Source organism: Thioalbus denitrificans, assembly GCF_003337735.1.
Classification (GTDB): domain Bacteria; phylum Pseudomonadota; class Gammaproteobacteria; order DSM-26407; family DSM-26407; genus Thioalbus; species Thioalbus denitrificans.
Genome location: NZ_QPJY01000002.1, coordinates 58,003 through 83,928, shown reverse-complemented (window position 1 = coordinate 83,928; position 25,926 = coordinate 58,003). Strand labels below are relative to the sequence as shown.

22 protein-coding genes are annotated in these 25,926 nt (G+C 65.0%); 19 read left to right on the top strand and 3 right to left on the bottom strand.

The annotated features are described in order from the left end of the window. Window positions 1-2: 2 nt before the first annotated feature. The 10 genes from nuoB (at window position 3) to DFQ59_RS04850 (ending at window position 13,417) form a co-directional block, all read left to right on the top strand. Window positions 3-734 carry an NADH-quinone oxidoreductase subunit NuoB gene (gene nuoB, locus DFQ59_RS04895; protein ID WP_114278576.1) on the top strand — a complete coding sequence of 244 codons (732 nt, stop codon included), beginning with the start codon at window positions 3-5 and terminating at the stop codon, window positions 732-734. Further along, on the top strand, window positions 731-1,288 hold the full coding sequence (locus tag DFQ59_RS04890; protein ID WP_114278575.1) for an NADH-quinone oxidoreductase subunit C: 558 nt from the start codon (window positions 731-733) through the stop codon (window positions 1,286-1,288). The genes nuoB and DFQ59_RS04890 overlap by 4 nt, the downstream gene beginning before the upstream one ends. Further along, on the top strand, window positions 1,285-2,427 hold the full coding sequence (locus tag DFQ59_RS04885) for an NADH-quinone oxidoreductase subunit D (protein ID WP_114278574.1): 1,143 nt from the start codon (window positions 1,285-1,287) through the stop codon (window positions 2,425-2,427). The genes DFQ59_RS04890 and DFQ59_RS04885 overlap by 4 nt, the downstream gene beginning before the upstream one ends. After that, the gene (locus DFQ59_RS04880; RefSeq protein WP_114278573.1) at window positions 2,427-4,259 is read left to right on the top strand and encodes an FAD-dependent oxidoreductase; all 1,833 of its coding nucleotides are present in this window, start codon (window positions 2,427-2,429) and stop codon (window positions 4,257-4,259) included. Before DFQ59_RS04885 ends, DFQ59_RS04880 begins: the two co-directional genes overlap by 1 nt. Further along, complete coding sequence (locus tag DFQ59_RS04875) at window positions 4,256-4,768, top strand: ferritin family protein (RefSeq protein ID WP_245937195.1); 513 nt, start codon at window positions 4,256-4,258, stop codon at window positions 4,766-4,768. The genes DFQ59_RS04880 and DFQ59_RS04875 overlap by 4 nt, the downstream gene beginning before the upstream one ends. A gap of 294 nt (window positions 4,769-5,062) precedes the next feature. Further along, the gene (locus tag DFQ59_RS04870) at window positions 5,063-6,112 is read left to right on the top strand and encodes a tripartite tricarboxylate transporter substrate binding protein (protein WP_114278572.1); all 1,050 of its coding nucleotides are present in this window, start codon (window positions 5,063-5,065) and stop codon (window positions 6,110-6,112) included. Window positions 6,113-6,202: 90 nt separating this feature from the next. After that, on the top strand, window positions 6,203-7,693 hold the full coding sequence (locus DFQ59_RS04865; protein ID WP_114278571.1) for a tripartite tricarboxylate transporter permease: 1,491 nt from the start codon (window positions 6,203-6,205) through the stop codon (window positions 7,691-7,693). Further along, a complete protein-coding gene (locus DFQ59_RS04860) occupies window positions 7,690-8,133 on the top strand; it encodes a tripartite tricarboxylate transporter TctB family protein (RefSeq protein ID WP_114278570.1) in 444 nt (147 codons plus the stop codon). The genes DFQ59_RS04865 and DFQ59_RS04860 overlap by 4 nt, the downstream gene beginning before the upstream one ends. Window positions 8,134-8,221: 88 nt before the next feature. Then, window positions 8,222-9,298, top strand: coding sequence for an ATP-grasp domain-containing protein (locus tag DFQ59_RS04855; RefSeq protein ID WP_114278569.1), 1,077 nt, complete (start codon window positions 8,222-8,224; stop codon window positions 9,296-9,298). 369 nt (window positions 9,299-9,667) lie between these two features. Beyond that, window positions 9,668-13,417, top strand: a complete 3,750-nt coding sequence (locus DFQ59_RS04850) for an efflux RND transporter permease subunit (RefSeq protein ID WP_114278568.1) — start codon at window positions 9,668-9,670, stop codon at window positions 13,415-13,417. 15 nt (window positions 13,418-13,432) lie between these two features. Here the strand turns inward: DFQ59_RS04850 and DFQ59_RS04845 are convergent, their stop codons facing one another. Continuing rightward, window positions 13,433-14,368, bottom strand: coding sequence for a class I SAM-dependent methyltransferase (locus DFQ59_RS04845; RefSeq protein WP_114278567.1), 936 nt, complete (start codon window positions 14,366-14,368; stop codon window positions 13,433-13,435). A 413-nt stretch (window positions 14,369-14,781) separates the two neighbouring features. Between DFQ59_RS04845 and DFQ59_RS04840 the strand changes: the two genes are divergently transcribed. From DFQ59_RS04840 to DFQ59_RS04825, 6 genes are all read left to right on the top strand, one after another. Next, on the top strand, window positions 14,782-16,041 hold the full coding sequence (locus DFQ59_RS04840) for a tyrosine-type recombinase/integrase (RefSeq protein WP_170142040.1): 1,260 nt from the start codon (window positions 14,782-14,784) through the stop codon (window positions 16,039-16,041). Window positions 16,042-16,273: 232 nt separating this feature from the next. Further along, window positions 16,274-16,498, top strand: a complete 225-nt coding sequence (locus DFQ59_RS04835) for a helix-turn-helix transcriptional regulator (RefSeq protein WP_114278565.1) — start codon at window positions 16,274-16,276, stop codon at window positions 16,496-16,498. Continuing rightward, window positions 16,458-16,742, top strand: a complete 285-nt coding sequence (locus tag DFQ59_RS19465; RefSeq protein ID WP_170142039.1) for a hypothetical protein — start codon at window positions 16,458-16,460, stop codon at window positions 16,740-16,742. The genes DFQ59_RS04835 and DFQ59_RS19465 overlap by 41 nt, the downstream gene beginning before the upstream one ends. A 596-nt stretch (window positions 16,743-17,338) precedes the next feature. Beyond that, a complete protein-coding gene (locus tag DFQ59_RS04830) occupies window positions 17,339-19,162 on the top strand; it encodes a DUF927 domain-containing protein (protein ID WP_114278564.1) in 1,824 nt (607 codons plus the stop codon). A gap of 274 nt (window positions 19,163-19,436) precedes the next feature. Further along, window positions 19,437-19,766 (top strand): hypothetical protein, encoded by a 330-nt coding sequence (locus DFQ59_RS19755; protein ID WP_170142038.1) that lies wholly within the window; start codon window positions 19,437-19,439, stop codon window positions 19,764-19,766. Then, window positions 19,753-20,787 (top strand): tyrosine-type recombinase/integrase, encoded by a 1,035-nt coding sequence (locus tag DFQ59_RS04825; RefSeq protein WP_170142037.1) that lies wholly within the window; start codon window positions 19,753-19,755, stop codon window positions 20,785-20,787. Before DFQ59_RS19755 ends, DFQ59_RS04825 begins: the two co-directional genes overlap by 14 nt. 679 nt (window positions 20,788-21,466) lie before the next feature. Here DFQ59_RS04825 and DFQ59_RS04820 read toward each other — a convergent pair. Further along, the gene (locus tag DFQ59_RS04820) at window positions 21,467-22,102 is read right to left on the bottom strand and encodes a tyrosine-type recombinase/integrase (protein ID WP_114278562.1); all 636 of its coding nucleotides are present in this window, start codon (window positions 22,100-22,102) and stop codon (window positions 21,467-21,469) included. Window positions 22,103-22,483: 381 nt separating this feature from the next. Between DFQ59_RS04820 and DFQ59_RS19460 the strand changes: the two genes are divergently transcribed. Beyond that, on the top strand, window positions 22,484-22,681 hold the full coding sequence (locus DFQ59_RS19460) for a hypothetical protein (RefSeq protein WP_147275174.1): 198 nt from the start codon (window positions 22,484-22,486) through the stop codon (window positions 22,679-22,681). A gap of 394 nt (window positions 22,682-23,075) precedes the next feature. After that, window positions 23,076-23,453 (top strand): hypothetical protein, encoded by a 378-nt coding sequence (locus DFQ59_RS04810; protein WP_114278560.1) that lies wholly within the window; start codon window positions 23,076-23,078, stop codon window positions 23,451-23,453. 39 nt (window positions 23,454-23,492) lie between these two features. Here the strand turns inward: DFQ59_RS04810 and DFQ59_RS19455 are convergent, their stop codons facing one another. Beyond that, a complete protein-coding gene (locus DFQ59_RS19455) occupies window positions 23,493-24,203 on the bottom strand; it encodes an ATP synthase subunit B family protein (RefSeq protein WP_147275173.1) in 711 nt (236 codons plus the stop codon). Window positions 24,204-24,384: 181 nt separating this feature from the next. Here DFQ59_RS19455 and DFQ59_RS04805 point away from each other — a divergent pair, with 181 nt between their 5' ends. Further along, window positions 24,385-25,851 (top strand): hypothetical protein, encoded by a 1,467-nt coding sequence (locus DFQ59_RS04805; protein ID WP_147275172.1) that lies wholly within the window; start codon window positions 24,385-24,387, stop codon window positions 25,849-25,851. Window positions 25,852-25,926: the final 75 nt, after the last annotated feature.

Below are 25,926 nucleotides of genomic sequence, written 5' to 3'. Positions count from 1 at the left end.
CCATGAGTGACTTGAAGCAGATCCCCATTCACGCCGAGGGCGACGCGGGCGGCGATCCGAAGTCGGAGGGCCTGTTCACCCGTGTGTTCGACGAGCTGAAGGCCTTCTGCCGTTCCCGCTCCCTGTTCATGCTCCACTACTGCACCGGCTGCGGCGCCATCGAGCTGCCGCCGGCCATGACCTCGCGCTTCGACATGGAGCGGCTCGGCATCCAGCCCATGGTGACGCCGCGCCAGGCGGACATCCTGCTGGTGACCGGCTATGTCTCCATCAAGACCCTGAAGCGCATCATCCTCACCTACGAGCAGATGGGCGGGCCGAAGTACGTGATCGGCATCTGCTCCTGCACGGTGAACGGCGGCATGTACTGGCAGAGCTACGCCACCGCCAAGGTCCTGAACGAGTACCTGCCGGTGGATCTCTACATCGCCGGCTGCATGCCCCGCCCCGAGGCGGTCATCACCGGCATGCGCCAGCTGATGGAGAACATCCGTACCGGAAAGGCGGACAACTGGAAGGACTACTACCGCCGCTACGACCACTACCTGGGCAACCAGCAGCAGCTCTTCGGCGAGCGCTGGCAGACCCCCACCGACGTCATCGGCGAAGCGGACCACTACGGGCTCGCGGGCCCGGAGACCACCGGCCCGCACACCGCCCTGCTGCAACAGCACCAGGTGCCGCTGCAGCCGCTGGAGATGCGCCTCGGATCCAGGCAGGAGCGCAAGCCATGAGCCGGCAGAGCCTCGCCCCCCAGCTGGAGTTCCTGCTCCAGGAGATCGAGGGCATCCGCATCCGGCGCAAGGGACCGCGCCGGGTGCGGGTGGATCTCGCCGCCGAGACCCTGCCCGCCCTGCTGGAGCTGCTCAAGGGCCGCGCCGGCTACGTGCACCTCTCGGCCATCACCTGCGTTGACTGGATGGAGCAGGAGGAGTTCGAGCTGGTCTACCACCTCTGGTCCTACGAGACCCGGGTGCTGGTGATGGCCCACATCCGCCTGCCCCGCGACCCCGGCGTCTACCTCTCGGTCTACGACCTGTTCAAGCCGGCGGCCTTCTTCGAGCGCGACATCCACGAGATGTTCGGCCTCTACTTCGAGGGCAGCCCCGACATGGGGAAATTCATCCTCACCGAGTGGGAGGGCCCGCCCCCCATGCGCAAGGACTTCGACGGCGAGGCGTGGGTCATGGACCACTTCAACTGGCAGGCCTACCACCCCGACTGGCTGAAGGAGATCGAGGCCCAGGGCGGCGGCATCACCACCCGGCCGGAGGATGTGCGCCGATGAGGCCCGAGAACTACGAGGCGGTCAACCATCCGCCCAGCAACGAGTTCGAGCTCTTCTTCGGCCCCAACCACCCGGGCATCGAGGGCAACTACGCGCTGAAGGTGAAGCTCAACGGCGACCAGGTGGTCTCCGCCCGCGCCGACGGCGGCTACCTGCACCGCGGCTTCGAGAAGCTGATGGAGGGGCGGCTGTGGATTCAGAACATCGCCCTGGTGCCGCGCATCTGCGTGCCCGACCCGGTGCCCATGGAGGTGTGCTACTCCCTGGCCGTGGAGGAGCTCGGCGGGATCACGGTGCCGGAGCGCGCCCAGTGGATCCGGGTGCTGCAGCTGGAGCTCTCCCGCATAGCCGCCCACCTGTTCACCTTCGGCGGCCACGCGGCCACCACCGGCATGTACAGCAACATGTACTGGGGCGTGGCCGACCGCGACCAGGTGCTCGATCTCTTCGAGGAGCTGAGCGGCGGGCGCGTCTACCACATCTACAACATCCCCGGCGGCGTGCGCCGCGACATTCCCGCCGGCTACCTGGAGCGGGTCACCCGGACGCTGGACTACATCGAGTCGCGCCTGCCCGACTACGACAACCTGTTCTTCACCAACCAGGTGTTCGTGCAGCGGGCCCGGGGCATCGGCGCCATGAGCCAGGAGCAGGCCCTGGAGTGGGGGGTCACGGGCCCCAACCTGCGCGCCACCGGGCTGGCCTTCGACGTGCGCCGCGACGACCCCTACCTGGTCTACGACCAGCTGGAGTTCGACATCCCCACCGAGCAGGCGGGTGACGCCTGGGCGCGCACCCTGGTGCGGCGCCAGGAGCTGGTGCAGAGCATCCGCATCGTGCGCCAGGTGGTGGAGCGGCTCCCCCACGTCGGCGGCCCCATCCGCGCCCTGATTCCCAATCCGCTGGCCTGGAACCTGCCCGCCGGCGAGGTCTACACCCGGGTGGAGTCCTCCAAGGGCGAGCTCGCCTACTACGTGGTCTCCACCGGCGGCGACAAGCCCTACCGGGTCCACGTGCGCGGCCCCTCCGCCATGCACGCGGTGCAGGTGCTGGAGAACCTGACCGCCCGTGCGCGGCTGGAGGACATCGCCCAGATCATGTTCTCCCTCGACGCCTGCCCGCCGGAGGTGGACCGCTGATGGCCGACATCCCCTACAAGGACAAGGGCAGTCTGCTCAACCCGCTCAAGGCCCTGCAGTTCTTCGCCCGCCCGCCGGTGACCGAGCCGCTTGAGCCGCGGCTGGCCTCGGCCAACTACCGCGGCTTCCACCTCAACGACTGGGAGAAGTGCATCGGCTGCGGCACCTGCCAGAAAGTGTGCGACAACGCCGCCATCACCATGGTGCGCATCCCCGGGCTGCCGGCGGACCCGGCGCAGGGGATCCGCGACCAGCGCCCGGCCATCGACTACGGCCGCTGCTGCTGGTGCGGCCTGTGCGTGGACATCTGCCCCACCGCCTCCCTGGCCCTGTCGCGGGAGTACGTGCACACCTGCACCGATGCGGAGCTCGACAGCTACTTCGTCCTGCCCGACCCCAACGGGATGCACGGCCGGTACTACGGCCACGGCTGGAGCAAGAGCGCCGATTCGGACCTGGTGGACCTGCAGCGCCAGGCCATGGGCGAGCTCGAGCCCTCCGCCCGCGGCGACAACTTCCACGAGATCGTCGCCGGCTACGACGATCAGCAGGCCCTGCTGGAGGCCTCCCGCTGCGTCCAGTGCGGCATGTGCTTCGACGCCTGCCCCACCCACATGCACGCGCCGGAGTACATCCGTGCCATCTGGGAGGGACGCGTCGAGGACGCGGTGCGCTGGATCTACCGGACCAACCCCTTCGCCCATGTCTGCGGGCGGGTCTGCACCCACCGCTGCGAGGAGGCCTGCTCCATCGGCCACCGCGGCGAACCCATCGCCATCCGCTGGCTCAAGCGCTACGCCATGGACGCCCTGCCCCCCGAGCGGGTGAAGGCCATCGCCGCCGAAGGGCGGGTCGCCACGCCGAGCGGGCGCCGCGTGGCCATCGTGGGCTCCGGACCGGCCGGCCTCACCGCCGCCTTCGACCTGGCGAAACTGGGCCACGCGGTGACCGTGTTCGAGGGGCTGCCGGAGCCCGGCGGCATGCCCCGCTACGGCATCCCCGAGTACCGCCTGCCCTACGCCCGGCTGGACCAGGATATCGACGTGATCCGCTCCGTGGGGGTGGATATCCGCTGCAGCACCTGGGTGGGAAAGGACATCACCCTGGAGGAGCTGCAGCGCGACTTCGATGCCGTGGTGCTGGCCCTGGGGCTGCAGTTCGGCCGCTCCACCCGTATTCCCAACTCGGATCATCCCCAGGTGCGCAAGGCGGTGACCCTGCTGCGCCAGGCCACCGCCGGGGAGGCGTTCGGCACCCCGCGCAGCGCGGTGGTCATCGGCGGCGGCAACGTGGCCATGGACATCGCCCGTACCCTGGCCCGCCTGCAGCGCCGGGAGTACGGCGCGGCGCGGGTCACCGTCACCGCGCTGGAGGCGCGCAGCCACTTCCTGGCGGACGCCAGCGAAGTGCTGGAGGCGGCCGAGGAGGAGATCGAGATTCTCGATGCCCGCGGGCCGCGGGAGTGCGTGGTGGACGGGGCCGGCAACCTGGTGGGGCTGCGCAGCTGGCGGGTGATGTCCATCTTCGACGCCCAGGGGCGCTTCGCGCCGATCTACGACGAATCCGACGAGCGCCTGCACGAGGCGGAGATGGTGGTCGAGGCCATCGGCCAGGTGGCCGACACGGCGCTGCTGGGCGAGGCGCTCACCGAGCGACTGGAGTGGCACCGCGGGCGCCTCAGGGTGGACGCCGACGGGCGCACCAGCGAGTCCTGGCTGTGGGCCGCGGGCGACATGGTGAACGGCCCCGACGTGGTTCACGCCGTGGCCGACGGCCACCGGGTCGCGGCCGGCATCCATGCCTGGCTGGAACAACGGGAGAGCGTGCAGTGAGCGAACACGGCGAGGGCGGGGTGCACGGGATTGATCGCATCCGCGCCAGGAAGACCCTGGGGGAGATCCTGGAGGTGGCGGCCTCCTTCGAGGCCAGCGCGCGGGACTTCTACACCGGGCTGATCCCGCGGGTGAGCAAGCGCATCCGCTACCTGGTGGAGGAACTGGCCGAGGAGGAGGCGCGCCACCATGACCTGTTCAGCGATCTCGCCGCCCGCGGCGACATCGCCGGGCAGCTGCGCGCGCGGGTGGAGACACCCGCCTCGGACACCCGCTTCTCCGACTGCATCCAGGTCCCCGAGTTGGGCGCGGAGCCCGACGACCAGGCCATCCTCCAGTACGCCCTCGGCCGCGAACAGGCGGCCATGGAGCAGTACCGGAGCCTGGCCGGGAGCGTGGAGCCCGGCCCCGTGCGCGAGCTGTTCGAGTTTCTTGCCGAGGAGGAGACCCGCCACAAGGCGGAGCTGGAGAAGCTCTACTACGAAACCGTTCACAGCGGCGGGGTGTGAGGGTTGCCGGGACGCCGGCCCGGACCGGATGGACTCCCGACGCCGGTCGGTCAGTCGCCGCCCCTGGCATCGCCGCCCTGGTTGCAGGCGGCCCCGTCCACCCCGCAGCAGCCTTTGCACCATCCCGCCTCCGGCCCCCCATCGGGCCGATCCCGGGGGTCGCCCGCAGCTCTGGTTTTACTCCCGCGACCCAGACAAATTATAGTGCCCGGGACAATCCGGACTCCTTCCCGCAGTCGCAGACCGGTGCGATTCACGGGTGGGGCCATCAGCACCAGACAAGCGAGGCTACCGATGTCGGACTGGAACATCCGCGGGATGGGGTTCGGGGGAATCCTGGCTGTCCTCCTGTGCCTGCCACTGTCGACAAGCGCCGGCGCGGAGGATGGCGCCGCGGCGGAGTTCTTCCGTGGCCAGGTGGTACGGCTGGTGGTGGGCTACGGCCCGGGTGGGGGCTACGACACCCTCGCCCGGCTGCTGGCGCCGTGGATCGAACGGCGCACCGGCGCCACGGTGGTGGTGGAGAACCGGCCGGGCGGCGGCGGGCTGGTCGCCCTCAGCCAGGTCTACCGTTCCGCGCCCGACGGGCTGACCCTGATGCTGGTGAACGGCCCGGGCGCCGCCCTGGCGCAGCTGCTGGAGCTCGAGGGGGCCCGCTACGACCTCGGGCAGGTCCCCTGGCTGGCGCGGGTTAGCACCGAACCGAGCGTGGTCATGCTGAGCGGTCGATCCCCCCTCAGGAATCTGGCCGGGCTGCGCGCCGCAGGGGAACCGGTCAAGTGGTCCGGCGGCGGCAAGGCCGACGCCCTCGCCGATACCGCCGCCTGCCTCTCCGAGGCGCTCGGGCTCGAGGCGGAAATCATCATCGGCTACAAGGGCTCGAAGGAGGCGGCACTGGCGGCGATGCGGGGCGAGGTGGACGGCATCGTGACCTCTGACCGCTCCGCGCTCAAATATGCCCGTGGCGGACAGCTGGTGCCCATTGCGGTGCTGGATCGGGACCGCTCGCCCCTGTTCCCCGATCTCCCCACCCTGTTCGAGGCGGTGGAGCTGTCCGCGGAACAGGCCTGGTGGATCGACTTCCGCGCCCGCATGGCCCGCACCGGACGTGCGCTCCTCACCACGCCCGGAACCCCCGCGGACCGGGTGGCCTACCTCGCCGGGACCCTCGGCGGGATACTCGCCGATCCGGCTTTCGTCGCTGAAGCGTCGGCCAAGGGCTTCGGCATCGATCCCGCCGGGCCGGACACCCTCGCGGAACTGGTGACCGGCACCATCGGGGCGCTGGAGGGCGAACGGCTGGTCCAGGTGCGCCACGTGCTGCTGGAGAAATACTACCGGTGAGACCTCCGGCCACATGCTGCCCCAGGGGCGGCAACCGCCACCGGGCCGTCATGGGCCTCGAATAGACCGCCGCGGCACGACTGCCTTCCCATGCCGGACGTCATCTCCTCAGCCCTGAGCCTGGCCGCCCATGGCCCCACGCTCCTGGCGGCCCTCGCAGGGCTCTCCATCGGCCTGGTGTGCGGGGTGCTGCCAGGCCTGAGCGGCCTGTCCACGCTGGCCATCCTGCTGCCGTTCATCTACGGCCTGGATCCCCTGACCGGTGTCGGCTTCCTGCTGGCGGCCCATGCGGCGGTCTACACGGGCGGCTCCGTCACCGCCATTCTCCTGGGCATTCCGGGAGCGCCGGCCAACGCCGCCACGGTCAGGGACGGCTTCGCCCTCCACCGCCAGGGACGCGGCCTGTACGCGGTGGGCGCCGCGCTGACCGCCTCGGCCCTGGGCGGGCTGCTGAGCGCCCTGGCCCTGGTGCTGCTGCTGCCCCTGCTGCAGCCGGTGGTGCTGGCCTTCGGCGCCCCGGAGATCTTCCTGCTCGCCCTGGTGGGTATCGCCAGCGTGGCCCTGCTCGATCAGGGCGAACCGCTGAAGGGGCTGGTCGCCGCCGGCCTGGGCCTGTTCCTGGCCACCTTCGGCTACCAGCGCATCACCGGTGTGCCGCGCTTCTGGATGGAGAGCGACTATCTGCTGGACGGAATCCGGCTGGTGCCCCTGGTGCTGGGCCTGTTCGCCATCCCGGAAATCGTCCGCCTGGCAGGCGCCGGCCGCCGACCGGCGGCGGCCGGAACCGCACTGCGCTGGCGGGACCTCGCCCGCGGCGCGGCCGCGGTCCTGGAGCGGCCCTGGACCTTCCTGCGCTCCGTCGGCATCGGGGTCCTGGTGGGCATCGTCCCCGGCGTCGGTGGAGAGACCGCGCCCTACCTGGCCTATGCCGCGGCCCGCGGCCGGCGGGATCGGGATGCTGCCGGGGAGGCGGGCGATATCGACGGGGTCATCGCCCCGGAGGCCAGCAACAACGCCAAGGAGGGCGGCTCGCTGGTGCCCACCCTCGCCCTCGGCATCCCGGGCAGCGCCGCCATGGCCCTCCTGCTCGGCGGATTCCTGATCCTCGGCATCGAACCCGGCCCCGACTTTCTCGTCACGCACCTGGACATGGCGACGGCCCTGGCGATCATCCTCGCCGTGACCAACCTGGTCTCCGCGCTGCTGATGGTGCCGCTGGCCGCGGGCGTGGCGAAGCTGGCCTCCATCCGCGGCCAGTTCCTGGCCCCCGCTCTCCTGGTGCTGGTGGTCGTGGGCGCCTTCGCAACCGGGAACAGCGGCGTCGATGTCCTGTTCGTGTTCCTGTTCGGCGCCCTGGGCCTGCTGATGCGGCGGTTCAACTACTCCCGCCCGGCATTGGTGCTCGGCTTCATCCTCGGCCCCATACTGGAGACCTACCTGCACATCTCGCTGCAGGCCTACGGTCCGGCCTTCATCACCCGCCCCATCAGCCTGACCCTGGGCCTGATGCTGGTGGGTGTGTTCGCCTGGAGCTACCGGAAGTCCCGCGCCGACCGCCGTCCGGGGGTGACAGGCCCATGAACCGGACCGACTCGATTCTCCCCCTGCTGGCCGCGGGCCTGATCCTGCTGTTCCTGCTCTCCGGCTGGCTGTACTACGACTACGGCTGGGTGGTCATGCGCTTTCCCCTCCTGGCCGGCGCGCTCACCATCGGCGCCGCCCTGCCGCTGCTGCTGCGGCAGCGGCGCGGGCCCGTGACGCCTGAACCGCCATCGGACCGGGAGCGCGATGGGAGCATTGCCACCGAATTCAGCCATTACCTGGCGGTTGCCGCCATCCTGCCCGCGGTCTGGATCCTGGGTTTCGTCCTCGGGCCGGCCCTGTTCCTGCTGGCGTTTCTCAGGTGGCACGGCACGGGCTGGGGAGTGGCAGCCGCCATGGCCGCCGGGGCCGCGCTGTTCGTCCACGGCGTGTTCGTGCAGCTGTTGCAGCTGCAGCTGCCCGCGGGCGTTTTCGGCTAGGTTGCGCCGGTATTCATGCCACCGCCCCTTGGGGGTAAACTGCAGCCGTCAGACCTGCATCCCGATGAACGCAGCACCAGGATTTCCGATGACCAAGAAGAAGAATCCCCCCACGATCAGCTACTCCTTCCAGGCCGGCACCGGTACGCAGACAGCCCGATCAGCCCCGCCCGAGAGGAAGCCGCGGGTCCTCATCATCAACGCCATCCCTGACGACAACCGGGTTACGGTCGAATTCATCGATCAGCGGGGCTTCGAGTTCCACAACACGGGCAATTTCGAATTCCCCGAGATCGACGGCATCGACATCCATGTCCTGTTCCTCGGCGGCAGAAAGGGTGGCCAGATCAAGTTCGGCAGACCGGATTTCGCCGTCAATCTCATCTGTGACCCCGACAGCAACGCACGGGGGCTGGAGGCGGCCAGGGAGCTGATTGCGCGGGAGGGCATTCCCAGCCTCAACCCGCCCGAACGAATCGCCGCGACCAAGCGGGATCTGCTCTACCAGCGCTTCGCGGACTTCGAGGGCGTCCTGGTTCCGAAAACAATCCGCCTCCGCCCCCGTTATTGCCGGGATGTCAGAGCGGCCGTCGAACGGGGCGACATCCGGCTGCCGTTCATCTTCCGGCCGGCTGGCCAGCACGGCGGCAAGGGCATGACCCTGATCCGGGAGCCGGGGGACATCGACGAGCTGGAGCGCTTCGCCTTCGACGGGCGGGACTACTACCTGACCGAGTTCGTCGACTGCCGGGATCCGGACGGCTTCTACCGGAAATTCCGCGTGATCGCCATCGACGGCCGGCTCTATCCGCGCCACCTTTTCACCAGCGACCAGTGGATGGTGCATCGGAACTCCAAGCGGAAAGTGGCGGATTTCGAGGCCGATGAGAAGGAGTTCCTGGAGCATTTCCGGGAGCGGCTCGGCGAACGCAACCTGGCCCGGCTGGAAGCCTTCAGCGCCCAGGTGGGACTGGACTACTTCGGCATGGACCTGAACCTGCGCCCCGACGGCAGCCTGGTCATGTTCGAGACCAACGCCTGCATGTACTCACTGTTCGAGTCGAAACGCGACAACATCAAACCCTTTACCCGCGTCATCGGCGCCGCCCTGAGGGATATGATTTTCCGCCGCTACCGCGACAGCCGCTCCCTGGCGCTGCACTAGTGCGGCACGCGGGTGGCGCTGCCCGCGCGCCCTGCACGTTCAACCGGCCCTTCCCGCCCCCGCCGGACGCGTTTCCCCCTGGCCCCGGGCCCGCCCGGGAAGCGGGAATCCGGCTCCGATCCCCCGCCCCGTCCGGGCGCCCGGACAGCCTGTCGGCACTTTTACATCCGGGCATCCGTGGACTTTACTTACCCAAGGGACTGGTGCCCGGTCAGGGCGGAGAAATCGCGACTTGGCCGGTGCCGCAAAGATTGAGCCCGACATAGATCGTGGACATCCCGGCGACCACATGACAACAAGGGCCGGGCAACTGCCGGATGAGATGCGCCACCGCGTGCACGCCGGCGGGCAGGATGGAGGGGGGCGACCATGTCAGATCCTCAACAAACGCCGCCCGGGAACGGCGTTGTCGGGTGCGACAGACGGGACGAGCAGGCCGATCTCGGCACCGCCGGCAAGATAGCCCGCATGTTCATCAGCACGCCGGTTACGCCGATGCTGATGATCGCCACCCTCTGCATCGGCATCCTCGGCCTGTTGTTCACCCCCCGGCAGGAAGATCCCCAGATCTCCGTGCCCATGATCGATATTTTCGTCAGCTATCCGGGGGCCAGCATCCACCAGGTGGAGAGCATGGTGACCGAACCCCTGGAACGGCTGATGAGCGAGCTGCCGGGGGTCCGCCATGTCTATTCGGCCACCGGTCGCGGCCAGGCGCTGGTGACGGTGCGCTTCCGCGTCGGCGAGGAGATGGGCGCCTCCATCGTCAAGGTCCACGACAAGCTCCAGTCCAACCTGGACCGCATCCCGCCCGATGTGCAGATGCCGCTGGTGAAGCCGGTGGGCGTGGACGACGTGCCGGTGGTGGCCGTCACGCTCTGGTCCGCCGAGGTCGACGATACCCAGCTGCGCACCCTGGCGCTGGACGTGCTGCAGTCACTGGGAGAGGTGCCGAACACCGGCAAGGGCTTCGTTGCCGGCGGCCGCGCGGATCAGGTTCGCGTTGAGGTCTCCCTGGAGCGGCTGGCGGGTTTCGGCATCAGCCCCCAGCAGGTCGCCGGCACCATCCGCACCGCCAACTCCGAGCGCAACGCCGGCACCATGGAGGCCGGCAACACCGTGTTCAACGTCTACGCCGGCGCCTTCCTGCGCACCGCGCAGGACATCACCGAGCTGGTGGTGGGCAGCCGCGCCGGGCAGCCCATCTATGTGCACGACGTGGCCGATGTCCGTTACGTCTCGGAAGACGCCCAGCAGATGTCCACCTTCTTCACCGGCCCGGCCTGGACGGGCGGGGAGCGGGCTTCCGGCGAGGCGGCCGTGACCATCGCCATCGCCAAGAAGGAGGGAACCAACGGCGTCACCGTCTCGAAGGCGATCCTGGCCAAGCTGGAGCGGCTCAAGGGCACGCTGATTCCGGCCAACGTCAACATCACCATCACCCGTGACTACGGCAGGACCGCCAACGACAAGGTCAACGAGTTGCTCGGCGCCATGTTCGAGGCGGCGGTCATCGTCGCGGTGCTGTGCCTCGTGGGCCTGGGCTTCCGCGCCGCCCTGGTGGTGATCATGGTGATTCCCATCGTGATCCTGGTGACGGTGTGGTGGGCCTGGGTGGTGGACTACACCATCGACCGGGTCAGCCTCTTCGCCCTCATCTTCGCCATCGGCATCCTGGTGGACGATGCCACGGTGGTGGTGGAGAACATGTTCCGGCGCTGGCTCGAGGAGGGCAACACCAGCATCGCCGTGGGCGTGGATGCCGTGCGCGAGGTGGGCAATCCCACCATCCTCGCCACCTTCACCATCATCGCCGCCCTCCTCCCCATGGGCTGGGTCAGTGGACTCATGGGACCCTACATGCGGCCCATCCCGGTGCTCGGCTCCTCGGCCATGTTCTTCTCCCTGGTGGCGGCCTTCATCTTCACCCCCTGGCTGGCCCTGCAGATGCGTCCGCGCATGGAGGCGCTGGGTCGCGCCGAGCGCCGCGAGGAGAAGACCCGGCAAATCGTCTCCCGCCTCTACCGACCCCTCATCGAGCCGCTCATCCGCAGCCGCACGCTGGGGATCGGCTTCCTGATCAGCATCATCCTGCTCACCGTCGGGCTCTGCATGCTCTTCTACACCCGCACCATCACGGTGAAGATGCTCCCCTTCGACAACAAGCCGGAATTCAGCGTGGTGGTCAACCTGCCGGAGGGGACGGCCATGCCGGTGACCGCCAACGTGGTCCGACAGCTGGCGGTGAAGTCGCTGGAGATTCCCGAAGTGACCGCGGTGGTCACCTATGCCGGAACCTCCCAGCCATTCAACTTCAACGGCATGGTGCGCCACTACTACCTGCGCCGGAATCCGTGGGAGGGCGACCTGCTGGTCATGCTCGAGGACAAGCTGGAGCGCGAACGCGGCAGCCACGCCATCGCGGTGGCGGCCCGGGAGCTGCTCACGCCGCTGGCCGAACAGCTCGGCGCCCGCGTCGCGGTGGTGGAAATGCCGCCCGGCCCCCCCGTCCTGCAGACCGTGGTCGCCGAGGTCTATGGACCCGATGACGCGACCCGCCGCCAGTTCGCCCATGATCTGACGCAGATCTTCGCCGAGGTGGAGAACATTGTCGACGTGGACAACTACATGCCCGAACCCTACCGGTTGTGGCGTTTCGAGGTGGACACCCAGAAGGCCGTGCGCCGGGGCATTTCGGTGAACACCATCACCGACAATCTCGACATGGTCATGGGCGGCTACCGGCTCGGCGACGTCAAGCGCGGCAATGTCCAGGAACCCACCTACATCGTGCTGCAGACATCCCTGGCCGAGCGGTCCCAGATCTCGCAGCTGTCGAACATCCCCATACCCGCGGAAGACGGACGGCTGGTGCCGCTGGCGGAGCTGGGACGCTTCGTGCAGGAGTGGGAACAGCCGCTGGTCTATCACAAGGACCTGCGCCCCATGGAGTATGTGGTGGGCGAGATGGAGGGGCGCCTCGGCGCACCCATCTACGGCATGCTCGCGGTGGAGGATCGGCTGGAGGGCTACACGGCGCCCGACGGCGTGCAGGTCACCGGAATGCCGGGAGGGCTGATCGGCCCGCCCGCGGACGACTTCGTCTCCGGGTTCGAGTGGACCGGCGAGTGGACCGTCACCTATGAGACCTTCCGCGACATGGGTATCGCCTTCATGGCCGCGCTGCTGCTCATCTACGGGCTTATCGTCTGGGAGTTCCGCAACTTCACCCTCGCCGGGCTCATCATGTCCCCCATCCCGCTGACCCTCATCGGCATCATCCCCGGCCACCTGCTGATGGGCGCCGAATTCACCGCCACCTCCATGATCGGCATGATTGCCCTGGGCGGCATCATCGTCAGGCAGTCGATCCTCATCGTGGAATTCGTGAAGATCGAGGTGGAGAAAGGCCTGAGCGTGCGCGAGGCGGCGGTGCGCGGCGCGGAGATCCGCATGCGCCCCATCTTCATCACCTCGCTGACCCTGATGGCGGGGGCCTGGGCCATCATCTTCGATCCCATCTTCCAGGGCATGGCGGTGAGCCTGCTGTTCGGCGCGGGGGTGGCCACCCTGATGGCGGTGGTGGTGGTCCCGCTCGGCTGCATCAGCGCCCGCCGGCAGTTCTACCTCGTACAGACCGATGCCGGCGATATCGTCCTCAGCCCCGAATACGGGGTACGTGAACAGCACCCCGACACGGCGGAGGCGGAGCCCGTCCGGCGCCCCGCCCTGTGGCGGCGACTGTGGGGAATCACGGCACGGATTCTGGGCTGGACCTACTATGGCGTTCGCGCCGTCGTGATCCTGCTGGCCCAGGGGCTGAGCGCGATGCTGCAGCGGCGGCGCGAGGCACAGGCGGAGAACGGGGATCCGCCGACGCCGCAAGCCGCGTCCGCGGTTGACGATCCTCCGCCGGCGGAGGACGCCGCCTCCCCCGGGGCGGGTGCCGCGGCCGGGCGGTCGCCCGGCACTGCGAAGGCGGAGCAGGCCGAGGCCGGCGCGGCTCGGAAAACGCCGCCCCCGCCCACCGCCAGGGCGAAGGCGAAAACCGCCCGCACCAAATCCGGCGCGGGCAAAGGCCGGCGGGGCATCCGCGCGGACAAAAAACCGACAAAATAGCCGGCAAAAGTCCGGTCAGGGCCGGCGGCTCGCCACCACCTCCAGGCGCAACGCCGCTCCCGCCACGGAGGGGCCGGCGGGCCCGGGAGCCGCTCCCGGGCCCGGCTCGAGACGCTCCACCACGAAACCGTTGTCTTCCAGCAGTGCGCGCAGCTCCGCTGCCGAGCCCACCGGCCAGCTGTGGTAGCGGGCCGTGTACTCCTCCGCCCACCGGGCCAGCGTCGGGGCCTCGATGCCGATCGCCACGGGCAAGGTTGCGGCCGCCCGCAACACCCGCTCCCGGAAAGCTTCCCCCTGTCCGGCGCTGAAACGGACTTCACCGCTGCTGTCCGGTCGGATCCGGTTGATGGTCACCAGCTTTCCCCCCGGGCGCAGGAGTGCGCGCCAGACGGAGACCAGCTCCGCGCGCCGTTGCGGGGGGAAGTTGCCCAGGAAGGAGTGGGTGCAGATGACGTCGTGGGGTCCGCCGGCGGCTGCGAGGATATCGCCGGCCCGGGTGGCGATCCGCACCCCGTGACGCTCGGCATACCAGCGGTTGAGGAACAGGGGCGTCTCGCAGCGGTCGGCGACGGTCACCTCCGGCTGCGCCCCGTGCCGCGCATAGGCGTGCAGGACCAGCGCCAGCATGGCGTAGTCGGAGGTGCCGGAAACCAGCACCCGGGGATGGCTCCCGGTCGCCGCCAGCTCACCCAGCACCCGTTCGTAGAAGTGGCGCTGCATCCAGGGCGTGGCCACCACGCCGAGGATCCTGAAGTACTGCCACACCCCGTGGTACCAGTCGCAGTCTTCGCCTCCCCCCGATCCCCGGCGGCACAGTCCGGCCGCGCGTTCCAGGGCCAGCGGCGCACTCTCCGGGAGCAGACGGTCGGGATCGCTGAAGGGAGTCGCCGGCTCGTCCGCGGCAATGGTCCCGGAACGATTGCCGGCTGGAGCGGGGGGATTTTCGGGCATGGAACCGTATCGTCAGGCCGCAGATTCAGGACAGGGTAGCGCCCGGAGCCGCAAAGAAAAACCGGTCCCGGCCAACCAGGCGGGAACATCACAGCCAGGTCGTACCCGGAGCAGGCCTTGGAGCGTCGGCGCACAAAAAAAGGCCCGGCAATTCTGCCGGGCCTTTCTCGTTGGTCGGGGCGAGAGGATTTGAACCTCCGACCACCTGAACCCCATGCAAAATTATTTTTGTTTCCTGATGTTTCCCTGTGTTCCATCACCGTGTTTTATTTGATTTTTTCGTTTCACTACGTTCATAGTCGCCCACTAAGTTCCACTCATTTGTTACCCCAATGTCACCCCGGGTGACCACTTTTTGCTTTCTGCAGGTGGTTTGCCAACCGTGCCATGGGGCTGGTCATAGGGTGATGACCATGCGGTTCACCGACGCAAAGATCGCCGCGCTCAAGCCCCAAGGGCGCCGCTATGAGCTGTTTGAGGGAGGGGGGTTTGGTGTTCGCATCTCAACCCGCGGTGTAAAGACGTTCGTCCTTTTCTACCGCCACCAGGGGCGGCTCCGCCGGCTCAGCCTCGGTGAGTATGCGCCACCAACCTTCACGCTTGCCGATGCCCGCCTGAAGGCTGCAGAAGCGAAGCGCGCCTTGAAGGAGGGGAAAGACCCGGCCACAGAGGCCCTGGAGCGCCGCGAAGCCATTCGCAGGGCGCCGACCGTGGACCACTTGGCCGAGGAGTACATTGAGCGCTGGGCCAAACCCCGAAAATCCTCCTGGCGCGAAGACCAACGCATGCTGGAGAAAGATGTACTGCCGACCATTGGGAATCTGAAAGCTGCGGAGGTGCGCAGGAGGGATATAATCATGGTGCTCGACCTGGTCACAGATAGAGGTGCCCTTGTGGTAGCCAACCGTACCGCCGCCCTACTGAGCAGGTTGTTCAACTTTGCCGTTGACCGGGGAATTGTCGACGCCTCGCCATGTGTACGCCTGCCAACCCATGCCGAGCACCACAGGGACCGAGTTCTATCCGACGATGAGATAATAACCTTCTGGACTGGTCTCGACCGCGCCGACATGACTGCGCGCACGCGGCTCGCCCTTAAGCTGATCCTGGTGACCGGTCAGCGCCCTGGCGAAGTCTGCGGCATGGAGGAGAAAGAGCTGCAAGGCGACACCTGGATCATCCCCGCCACCAGAATCAAGACTCGCCACAAGATTCTCTCTGACCACCGCGTACCTCTCTCCGATCTCGCCATGGAGATAATCGAGGCTGCCCGGGCAATAGCGTTCGGAAGTGCCTTTCTCTTCCCTTCTCCATCCCTCTCTGGTCCGATGGATGAGAAGTCGCTCAGCCGAGCCATCCGACGGAACCTCCCTGGCGGGGAGCGGACTCGAACTTTCGAGGAAGGTGGCGCCGAGCGCGAGCCCGCACTGAACATGGCACATTTCACACCGCACGACTTGCGCCGTACGTGCAGAACCAAGCTCGCAGAGCTGGGGGTTTCTGACATCGTTGCTGAGCGCATCCTTAACCATGCGCTCCAGGGCATGGCGAGAGTCTACAACCACCACACCTATGAAGCGGAGAAGGTTGCGGCGCTTGTCGCCTGGGCCAACCGGCTGAACAAACTCACCAGGAGATCGGTCGGTTTAAACGTTGTCGCCCTCTGCAAGTAAGGATCACCCTGCAGACCTGCCGGGAGCCTACCCGCTTTTCCTTAATCGTAAACGCGCAGGCTGCAGCGTTAACTTTCTCAATGGTGTCTATAAGTTACGCACCATTCCTGTTGTGTCTTATCGAAACATGGACACGTTTCTCCATGTTTCTGTCCGCCCCTTTCGTTTCAGGATGTTTCCCGGACGCCCATGAACCACCAAGAGACACCTTGAAACACTAGAGGACATCGCAATGGCTGAACGAATCCTGCGGGAAGAGGAGGTGAAGCAGCGCACCGGGCTCGGAAGAACGACCCGTTGGCGGCTTGAGCGAGTTGGCAAGTTCCCCAAGAAGCGAAGCCTGGGATCACGTTGCGTCGGATGGGTCGAAAGTGAGGTCGACGCATGGATATTGGCGCGAGCTGGAGCCAATTCTCATGACAATGAGCGAGCAGTCGGCGCCGAAGCGGGCAGCTGAAATGAAGCGAGACAACGACCCTGAACGTAAGCAAGGCGACCACCCACCGCCCAAGGTATTGCGGAAACGTGGCATCTGCCAGCTTTCCGACAACCGGGGCGACCGCGAGGTGCGACTGCGTCCGGGCGCTCTCTGGTTCGTCTTCGGAGACCTGCTGATGAATCGGTTCGTGAAACGCAAAGATCCAACGGACTGCGTCATCGATGAGGAGGATTCAGGCACTCCCGATGAACCAGACAAATAGGCATCACTGGCGGATCGGCCAGCTGATAACCAGAGACGATGTGCCGAACATGAAGCAGCCCAGCGGGGCGGCCGCCGGGCTGCAATGGCGAAGCATGGAGAGGTTGCTGTGTCTGAGCATACACCTTCCGACGAACATAATAGCGGTTGTCGCAACTGGCGCAAGCCAGAACGTGAGTCACAGAACGATTCTCACGGAGCCCCCAGGCCCGGAGCCTGTCCCACGAGCCTGCGCCACGAACGGCGTACGCCACCATTCGGAAGACATCTTCTGAGGCTGAGCCGCACCGGAGGTCGACCAGCCAATTCCATATGGGTATTTATGGGCTCTGATGCGTGGGGTGCCATCAAGACAACAATCGATGCCCCGAAGCTGCTTCTTCCCCCTGGGGCGTTGGCATCCGAGTACCGTTGGCCCGTTTGCGGCATGGACTGTTTCATTGAGGTGCGGGGTAAAGCAGAGGCCGATGAGATCCTGGACCTCGCTCGTCAACTGCTGCTCTCTGGGGCCCCCTTCGTCAACATCCTCGCCAAACACGTATTCAATCGAGAGATCCTGACGGTCAGGCCGCGGCCAACATCACCCCGGGGGGATGCATGAGCACCACAGCGCCTGGTGTCATAGAGATACCCGTCGATGCTCGGGAGGCAGCCTGCATCAGATGGTCAAACATCCAGATCCCGAACGGCTACCAGCTCACAGAAGACGGCGTGTACCTGAATGAAACGACCGGAAAAGGCGAATCAGCCCCAAAGCTCCTGTCTGGTCCCATCTGGGTGACGGCGCGGACCCGTGACTACCGAAACAAGGAGTGGGGGCTTGTTGTTCACTGGTTCGACATCGATGGGATGGAGCACGAACGGGCGATCCCGGCCCGGCGTCTCCATGAGCCACGTTCAAGTCTTCCTCAGGAACTGGCCGGTGAAGGTCTCCACATCGTCCCTGGGCGCGAGAGGCTGCTTATAACCTACCTCGGCAGCTACAGCCCGGAGATACGCATCAGCAGCGTCTCCCGAATTGGCTGGATGGATGGACAGGTTGAACTGCCTGCCTACGTCCTGCCCACCAAGGTCGTGGCGCTTGGCGGTGCGACAACTGTCCTGTTCCAGCCGGAAAGACACAGCCCAAGCAGCTTATCCCTCCACGATAAGGGCTCGCTCGAACAGTGGCGACGGTTCGTGGCCACCCCATGCCGGGGAAATCCGCTCTTGATATTCAGCCTCTGCGCGGCATTTGCCGGCCCACTGTTGAAGTGGGCCGGGCTCGACAGCTGCGGCTTCCATCTCTATGGCAACAGCTCGAAAGGCAAGACCACCGCGCTGCAGGTGGCGGCCAGTGTGTGGGGGTGTGGCGCGGACCCAGCCACATCTGACCTGACCCACATCAGGCGATGGCACACAACAGCGAATGCGCTTGAAGGCCTGGCCGCCGGCCACAACGATGGATTGCTGGTTCTCGACGAGATGGGCTCGGTGGACTCTGCTGACTTCGGCCGTGTGATCTACGACCTGGCCGGCGGCCAGGGGAAGGCCCGAATGAACAAGGATGCCGAACTGCGGGAGGCGCGATTCTGGAGGATCGTGTTCCTTTCGTCCGGCGAGATCAGTGTCAGGGAGAAAATTGAGGAGGGGCGCCGCCCGGCGCGGGCTGGGCAATTGAACAGGTTCCTGGATATCCCGATCCTGGACCAGGTTGTGATGGAGACCAACAACAAAACCCCTGAGGTCTTTGTGAACGAGCTGAAGCGAGCATGCGCCCGCTTCTACGGTACCGCGGGGATCGCGTTCCTCGATCGGCTTATCGGTTGCCAGCCTGACATCCAGTCCCTGCAGCATGCCATCCGTGATGCACTAGATCGTTGGACCCAGCAGCTCACCGATGGTCTCGACCTGGACACGCCCCAGCGCCGTTCCATTCAACGGTTGGCTGTGGTCGCCCTTGGAGGGTCGCTTGCCGTGGAGTTCAAGGTTCTGCCCTTCACTGTTCTCGACGTGCAGCATGCCGTACAGCGAGCCCGCGACGCTTGGCTGGGAGATGATGGAAACCTTTCCGAGGCCCAACGAGGCGCCATCGCACTTCGGGAGTTCCTCCTGGCCCAGCGAGCCAGATTCCTCGATGCACTCGCCGATCATTCCAACAATGGAGGAAATGTCCGCGACGTTGCCGGCTATTACAACGCCCAGCAAGGGGTGTTTCTGCTTACCGATAGCGCCCTGAGAGAGGCATGCCGCGGCTTCTCCACCCGTGAAGTCCTGTCAGAACTGGCCCGGCTCAGAATGCTCTACCTCAACAACGGCGAAGGGCGGTTCAAGAGCCGGCACACGATCCAGGGCATCGGCAGAATCCAGCTTTTCGGGGTGCGCCGGGAGCTCCTCGAGCACCACCCGGAGGACGGCAAGAGCAGTGGTTTCCAGAAATAGTCACGTTTCGCGCCGTGACAACCGTGACACCGTGACAGTTTCCTATAAAACAATTGGTTACGTGGGTTTTTGCCGAATTCCTGCCGTGACACCGCCGTGACAGGTGTGACAGCTGTCACGGCGTGTCACGGCAGAGATTAGCCTACCGTGACAGCATCCGCGATATTTATTGTTTATGTTTCAGTGCGTTACATAATCGGTCACGGCTGTCACGGTTGTCACGGCGCGAAACGTGACAGCATGGAAAACCGCCCCATTCTCAGGAGGGCAAGAGATGACAGATCAGGCTTCGCTTCCTGTCGAAGGTGGTGTCTACAAAAGCGTTGGAGGGGGCGTATTCGAAGTCCTCGCCGTCGGCAAGTACCGCTCCTGTGACTGCTTCGCCATTCAAAGTGGCAACGAGGTCCATGTGCACAAACTTCAGCTTTGGCGCTTGGTCCCCGAGCTCCGTGGGGCGGAGCTTCTGAACATCAGTGATGACCTCCCGGATATCCGCGGTGTGGGGCTACGGTTCGGTTGCCGTATGGTCCAGGTCCGCAAGAGGGGAGACGAGATCCAGCTGGAACCAGCAAAAGGGGCAAAAACAGGCTATGGAGTCCAGTGAAGAATTGATCGAGGCCTTCCTGGCCCATAAGGAGCTGGTACAGGGGCGCACACCTGGAACCATCCGGGCTTATGGCCTTCGCCTGCGGCGCCTAGCCGCTTTCCTGGCCGCCCGTGGAATCCCGTTTACTGCTGCGACACTCGAGGACCTGCAGGCGTTTGCCGGGGTCCACCTGCACCAGCTCGGCGTAACGCCGAGAAGCAGGGGCGTGTCTGTGGCCGCAATTCGAGAATTCTATCGATTCCTGCATGGCCGCCGCCTGGTCGGAGCGAACCCAGCCACCCATCTCGAACCGCCGCGAGTCGGGACCTCGTTGCCATATGCCATGGGCCGAGCCCACGTAGAAGCTCTTTTCCAAACGTGCGACCTCGGAACATTTCTCGGAGTGCGTGATGCAGCGATCATTGCGATGCTGGCCGGTTGCGGTTTTCGCGTCAGCGGACTGGTCAGTCTCAACGAGGAATCGCTCGAGGTGGAGGTGGAAAGGGACGGCCGCGAAATCATCTTTGCGCGCGTACTGGAGAAAGGAAAGCATGAGCGGATCGTTCCCGTTCCAGCGTCAGCCTGGTTACTGCTGCGGGCCTATCTTGGGCACCCGGAGCTGGACAGGATCGACCGGACGCTACCAAGCGGCCGGCGGGTTCTGTTCGTCAGCACCAGGAACCGCTCCGTTCCAGAGCATGATTACTACGGCGAGGCCAGACGGCTACGGACCGGGGCCGTTCGAGAGATGCTTGTGAAACGTGGAGAGGAAGCGGGTATCCCCCGCGAGTACCTGCACCCACACGCCATGCGTCACCTTTTCGGGGTGGAGCTGGCGGAGGGCGATGTCGACCTAGACTTACGCGCGGCACTGCTAGGGCATCGCAGGTCCGACACCACCCGTCTCTATGACCGGATGAGCCGTCGACGCCTCCGCGATGCAGTCCTAAAGGCGGGGCCTCTCGCTAGTATCCGTACCCCGGTCGACGGGCTGGTAGAGGAGCTCAGGCGCCGACATACAGAGTCCCTTGCCCGTTAAAACGGTAATTCCCCGCACCTGAATGGAGTCCGGGGGGTGGGCATGCCGGGCGATGGCGGCCGGAAACATAACATTAGGAAAGTCTTATAAAGAACGGGCAAAGTGTGCAGCCCGTGAAAACTGTGTTGTAGACTGGAACCGTCCTCGAAGGTGACCGAGCCAGGGCGCTGCGGTCCCGGCGCCAACCGGGTTTCAACCCGACGGCGCCGGGGCGCAATTTGATAGTCCGGCGCAAACGGTGACCGAGCCGCGCCTCCCACCGTGTCTATGGAGGGCCTCGGCATGTGTGAACCTGCGTTTCACTACCACTTCCGCGGGCAGCATCTAACCCGCTCCAACTCCACCCTGCTCGCCTACGATGACGGCACCCTTGCGCCCGGGTGTGGCCGGCAGTGGCTCTACTCCGGGCCCGGCCACCATGGCGCATTACTGTTCTTCACGGTGAGTGAGCCGCCGGGGCTGCGGCATCGAGGCCGGGTGGGGCTGCTGTGTTTTCCCGTGCGACACAAAGAGACTGCGCATCTGCTCTGGTGTCGGTATCGGCACAAAGTCACCACCGAGGCGCAGGCCTTCGGGGTCGGGTCTGCCGCACCTGCGGTCGAGGCTGCGCACTATGCGCGCTTGGGAGCAGAGGCAAGATGGCTCGGCCGGGCGGTCTGGGCAGAAGGTGAACCTGGCTTCAGTCTCTCCAGAAGCTCTTAAACCTGTCGGGCGCGAGTTCGGTGTATCGGGTGGTGTGCATGATGTTCCTGTGCCCCAGGTACGCCTGAATCGCACGGGTATCGTGCCCGTCGGCCGCTAATTTGTAACCGCAGGCGTGGCGCAATTGGTGCGGATGGGCGGGGAACCCCAACCCGGCCGCCTCCCCTGCTCTGGACACGATCTTCCTGAAGCCCGAGTCCGTCAGGGGGCCGCCACGCTCCGTGGTGAATACGTAGGGGGTATGGGGATAGTCACGCTGTAGGCGCCGCAGCGCACGCAGCTCCGGGCCTCTGACGGGGTGCGTCGATGGGGTTCCACCCTTGAGGCGTGAGACGTGCAGCAGCCCACCCTTCAGGTCGACCTGGTCCCAGCGCAAGGTGACCAACTCGCCGGCACGCATACCGTGTCGGTAAGCAATCAACACCATGGTGGCATCCCTGTGTCCGTGGCGCCCCTGCCTTCTGGCGGCGGCCATCAGTCGCTCAACCTCGTCGGGGGTCAGGTGCTCACGGGGGCGAATCTCCAGGTTCGGGCGTCGCCCTGCACCGCGGTTGCCATACTTTCCCGCTTTCGATGGTTCGCGCACCCGGCTCTTGTCCTTCGCAGCGCACATGATTCCGGCCCTCCAACCTGAACACTTTCCCGTTTATGAGCATTTACGGGAAAGTATAGTACATGCGCCAATCGTTGCTATCCTGCCGCGTGAACACCAACCAGTGGAGGGCCTATGCACGATGACCACGCGGCAATAGATGGGGTGGGGGCTCGGCATGGAAACGCGCCTCTTGGTATAAGGGGGGGTGGGTACCTGAATGTCTGCACTACGGAAAGAAATCCCTTCGAGGGCGCGACAAACCAGCCGGCCATTCAGGACCTTCGGTCGATGGGCCTCTCCGCTATGTGGCTGGAGGTCGCCGAGTCAATTGGAGTCCGGGAGTTTCTGGTTGTCTGGGCCCAGATGGACGCTGCCAGGACGCAAAGGCCTGACTTCAGCTTGTACCTCCCGAAGTATGGGGCCTGGGAGCGTCAAGAGCGCAACCGGCTCATCCTGGATTATGCCGACGCCGGCATGTCGGCGGGGACCATCCGCCAGGCGCTCGCCAAGGCCCGTGGCATCACCCTGACCCAGAGGCATATCCAGAGAGTCATCAATCGCGAGCGCTCGAGGACAAGGCCGACCACCCACGAATAGTGGATGAACTGACATCACACCATACCGGCGCGAACGATCGTATTCATCGGCCCTGGTGAGGGGTCGGTGCTCGACGCGCGCGGAGAGAAATCAATAGGTCCCGGGGCGGGTACCTGCGTTCCTGCATATGCCATGGGCGGTCTCTCAACCTCCCACAGTGAGCCTCTTGAATAAACAGGACAGGTAGGTCTACTCTTTCCACAGGTGCTGACAACACCCAACCATAGGCGGATACCGCACCCGTCAGACAAGCGGTTTTTTTGTGCACCGATTTATGCCGGGCGTGCGCGAATACAAGACCTTCGGGGAATAAGCGCGCGGGACCTATGGCCCGTTGTCAGCGCCCGGCGCCCAGTTTCTGGGTCCAATGACAGCAATCCATAGGAGGTGCACCATGCTGCACTTTGTCCGTATCCTTCTCGCTGAGAGGTTCGTTCAGCCTGGTCAGCGCATCCGGCGCTGGCTCAAGCCTGGACAGTCAATCGAGATCGGCGACGACACATCTCTTGCGCTGCTTGCCGACCAACCCCAGTGTCTCAATCCTCTCGACTATCGAAGCCCATTGTTGATGCTTCGCGTCAACACCGCGGAGGGCAGTGAGCAGTTTGCAGTTCCCCCCGGCTCCGCCATAAACCTTGTCAGGAAGTTGGGGGTGTTTATTGCGCCAAGAGCTGCGCAACTCTCCAGAGCCGGCGTAGTCGAACGAGTCCTCGTCGAGCTCATTACGATGACTGACTCCCATAGCATCAGTCATGACATCGAAGCCTGCTGACCCCAGACAGAGCGGGGCCAACATTGGCCCCGCTTCTAGTCACTCGCCATCTGTTCGTACTTGATAATTAATCGGCGGGGTACGTTCGCATTCTATGCTGACTTCTCCCGCTGCAAGACGGCAAATTTCACAGTAATAGCGATTCCCAATCTTGTCATCGCACGTTACTGACACCTCGATGTTTCCGCTCATTGATCGAGCTGGCGTAAGGACCACCTTGAACTCCTGTTCAGGCTTGATTACATCAGATGGATATATCCTTGAGTTTTCATCACTTGTCAGCGAAAAGATCGGTGCTGTTCCAGCGTTGAGAATGCTAAAACTGCGGAGCTGCCCATTGTCCCCCTTCGAGCCAACCACCCTAAGTATCGGCTCACAATCTCTGAGTACCGACAGAGCAGATGCCCTGCTCTGCTCAATGATCTCCTTGGCCTGAACCTCAGCGGCATCGGCCTGACGCTTCGCATTCTCCGCCAAGATACGGGTCTGAATGACTTGCTCTTCCATCTCTCTCTGCTGGGCCAATAAAGCCTCGGTGTTCTGACGCAATTCATCTCCCTGCTGCAGGTAGCCCAGCACGAGCCAGAGAAACGCGACAGGTGCAAATACCCCAGAGAAGAAGTCTCCAAGTTCGTTTGGAGTCATTCCGCCTGATGGGTACAGTCGCCAAAGTAGCACCGCCATGACGGAAACCCACCCAACTGTGACGATGGCGCCGATCCGCATCCTCTTCCTATCTCTGGTATCCATTCCGCATCCCTCAGTGACCGTCCCTCGTAGTTTACTGCCCTAGAAATTGAGTGCCACGGTACTCCATTGTTTTGTCATGCCCTCCAGCGGTGAACTGTCGGCGTACCGGCGGCGAACCACCGGCAACTCGATGAGCTGCCATCAAGGGTTAACCGCACCACCCAAGCGCCAGGAGGACATGATGGACGCGCTCTATCCCGAGATTCGCAGGTTGCAGGAGAACATCGACCGCCGGCTGGGCTACCTGTCGATACCTGACGCCAAGCGGTTCGCCCAGTATGGCGGTTCGCTGCCGGCTCCGATTCGAAAGTTCACCGACGAGGTCCTGATACGCTTCGATGCTGACCACACACCTCGGCTGATGCACGAAAGCAAGATGCTGTCCGCGGGGGATGGGAGCGTTGCCGACGTCAGTGTGCCTGCCGTCTGGGAGCGCACCGTGCTGCGTGAAGCGCTCTACAGGATGGAGTTTCTCCCCCTGGTGGACGCGGGGACTGATGCCTTCGCCTCGAGCATCAGCATCGCCTACAGCCATCGAGACACCACGGCGGCGGGTCGCACCGACACCCGCGTCTACGAGGGGCAGGAGATCCCTCGGGCCGGGGTCGTTCAGACGTCGGAACTCGCTTATCCCATCCCGCAGAAAATCGCTTTTGAACTCAGCGATGAACTCCGCCACCTCGCTACCGCCAGAAGCATCGACTATGACCCCGTGGTGGAGAACATGAACAACTCGGCACGCATCATTGCCGAGGATTCACATCACCTGGTGATGAACGAATTCATCCATGCCTCCGATGAGTACGGCGCGGTTCCGATCGTCGGCGAGGACCTGGAACTCCAGGCCGATGGGGCAAAGAGAGTCTTCATTCTCGATCACTTCCCTGTCGTCCGCCCGCGCAAGACCTATGATCTCCAGGGCGCGCAGATCGGAAGCACCAAGAACCCGATTACCGTTACCTACAACGGTGGCGCGGTCGCGGAGTGGGACGGCACCGGGGAGCAGGTGCCCGGCATCTACTACGTGCTCAACTACAACCTGGGCGAGATCTACCTGTCCGACGAGGCGGGAGAGCCGCTTATTCCAGCCGATGGCACCGCCTACGCTATCAGCTACAGCTATGCCACCAACGCCTATGCGTTCGACACGGATACGCCGGTTGGAACGGACCCCGACGAGTACATGGATACCCTCCTCTACCGCCTTGCCCTCCGCAAAGGGCTGCTCGAGGACACCCGCTACTACAGGGCGGACCTCGGACTCATGAGCGGCACCGTGGCTACCATGGTCGGCCAGGCGAAGAAGTTCGGCGCCAACTTCAAGGTGCCCGGGACGGACCTTACTGTCGATGGCAGTATCGGACGCATCAAGGATATCCCCTTCACCAAGACCGCCGGCCCTGGTCTCTGGTTTGGTGACCAGCGGATACTTGTCGGTCAGCGCGGGACCACCAGGTTCCGTGTACTGAAACCCTGGCAGGTAACCAGCCTGATTAACCAGAAGGGCCCGAACGGACGATTCACTGGCAAGAAGGAGGCCTACGGGGACCAGTGGATCGCGCTCCATACGCCATCGCAGCTGAAGGCGGCGTACACCACCATCGTCCTCTATTCGGCGTCCAGTCGTGTGGCACGGGCTAACCCGTAACCACATGTCAGCAAGGAATTCGGCGGCTTCTCCCACCTCTTCGCCGCCGACCCACCGTGGTCCCGAGGTGGTGAT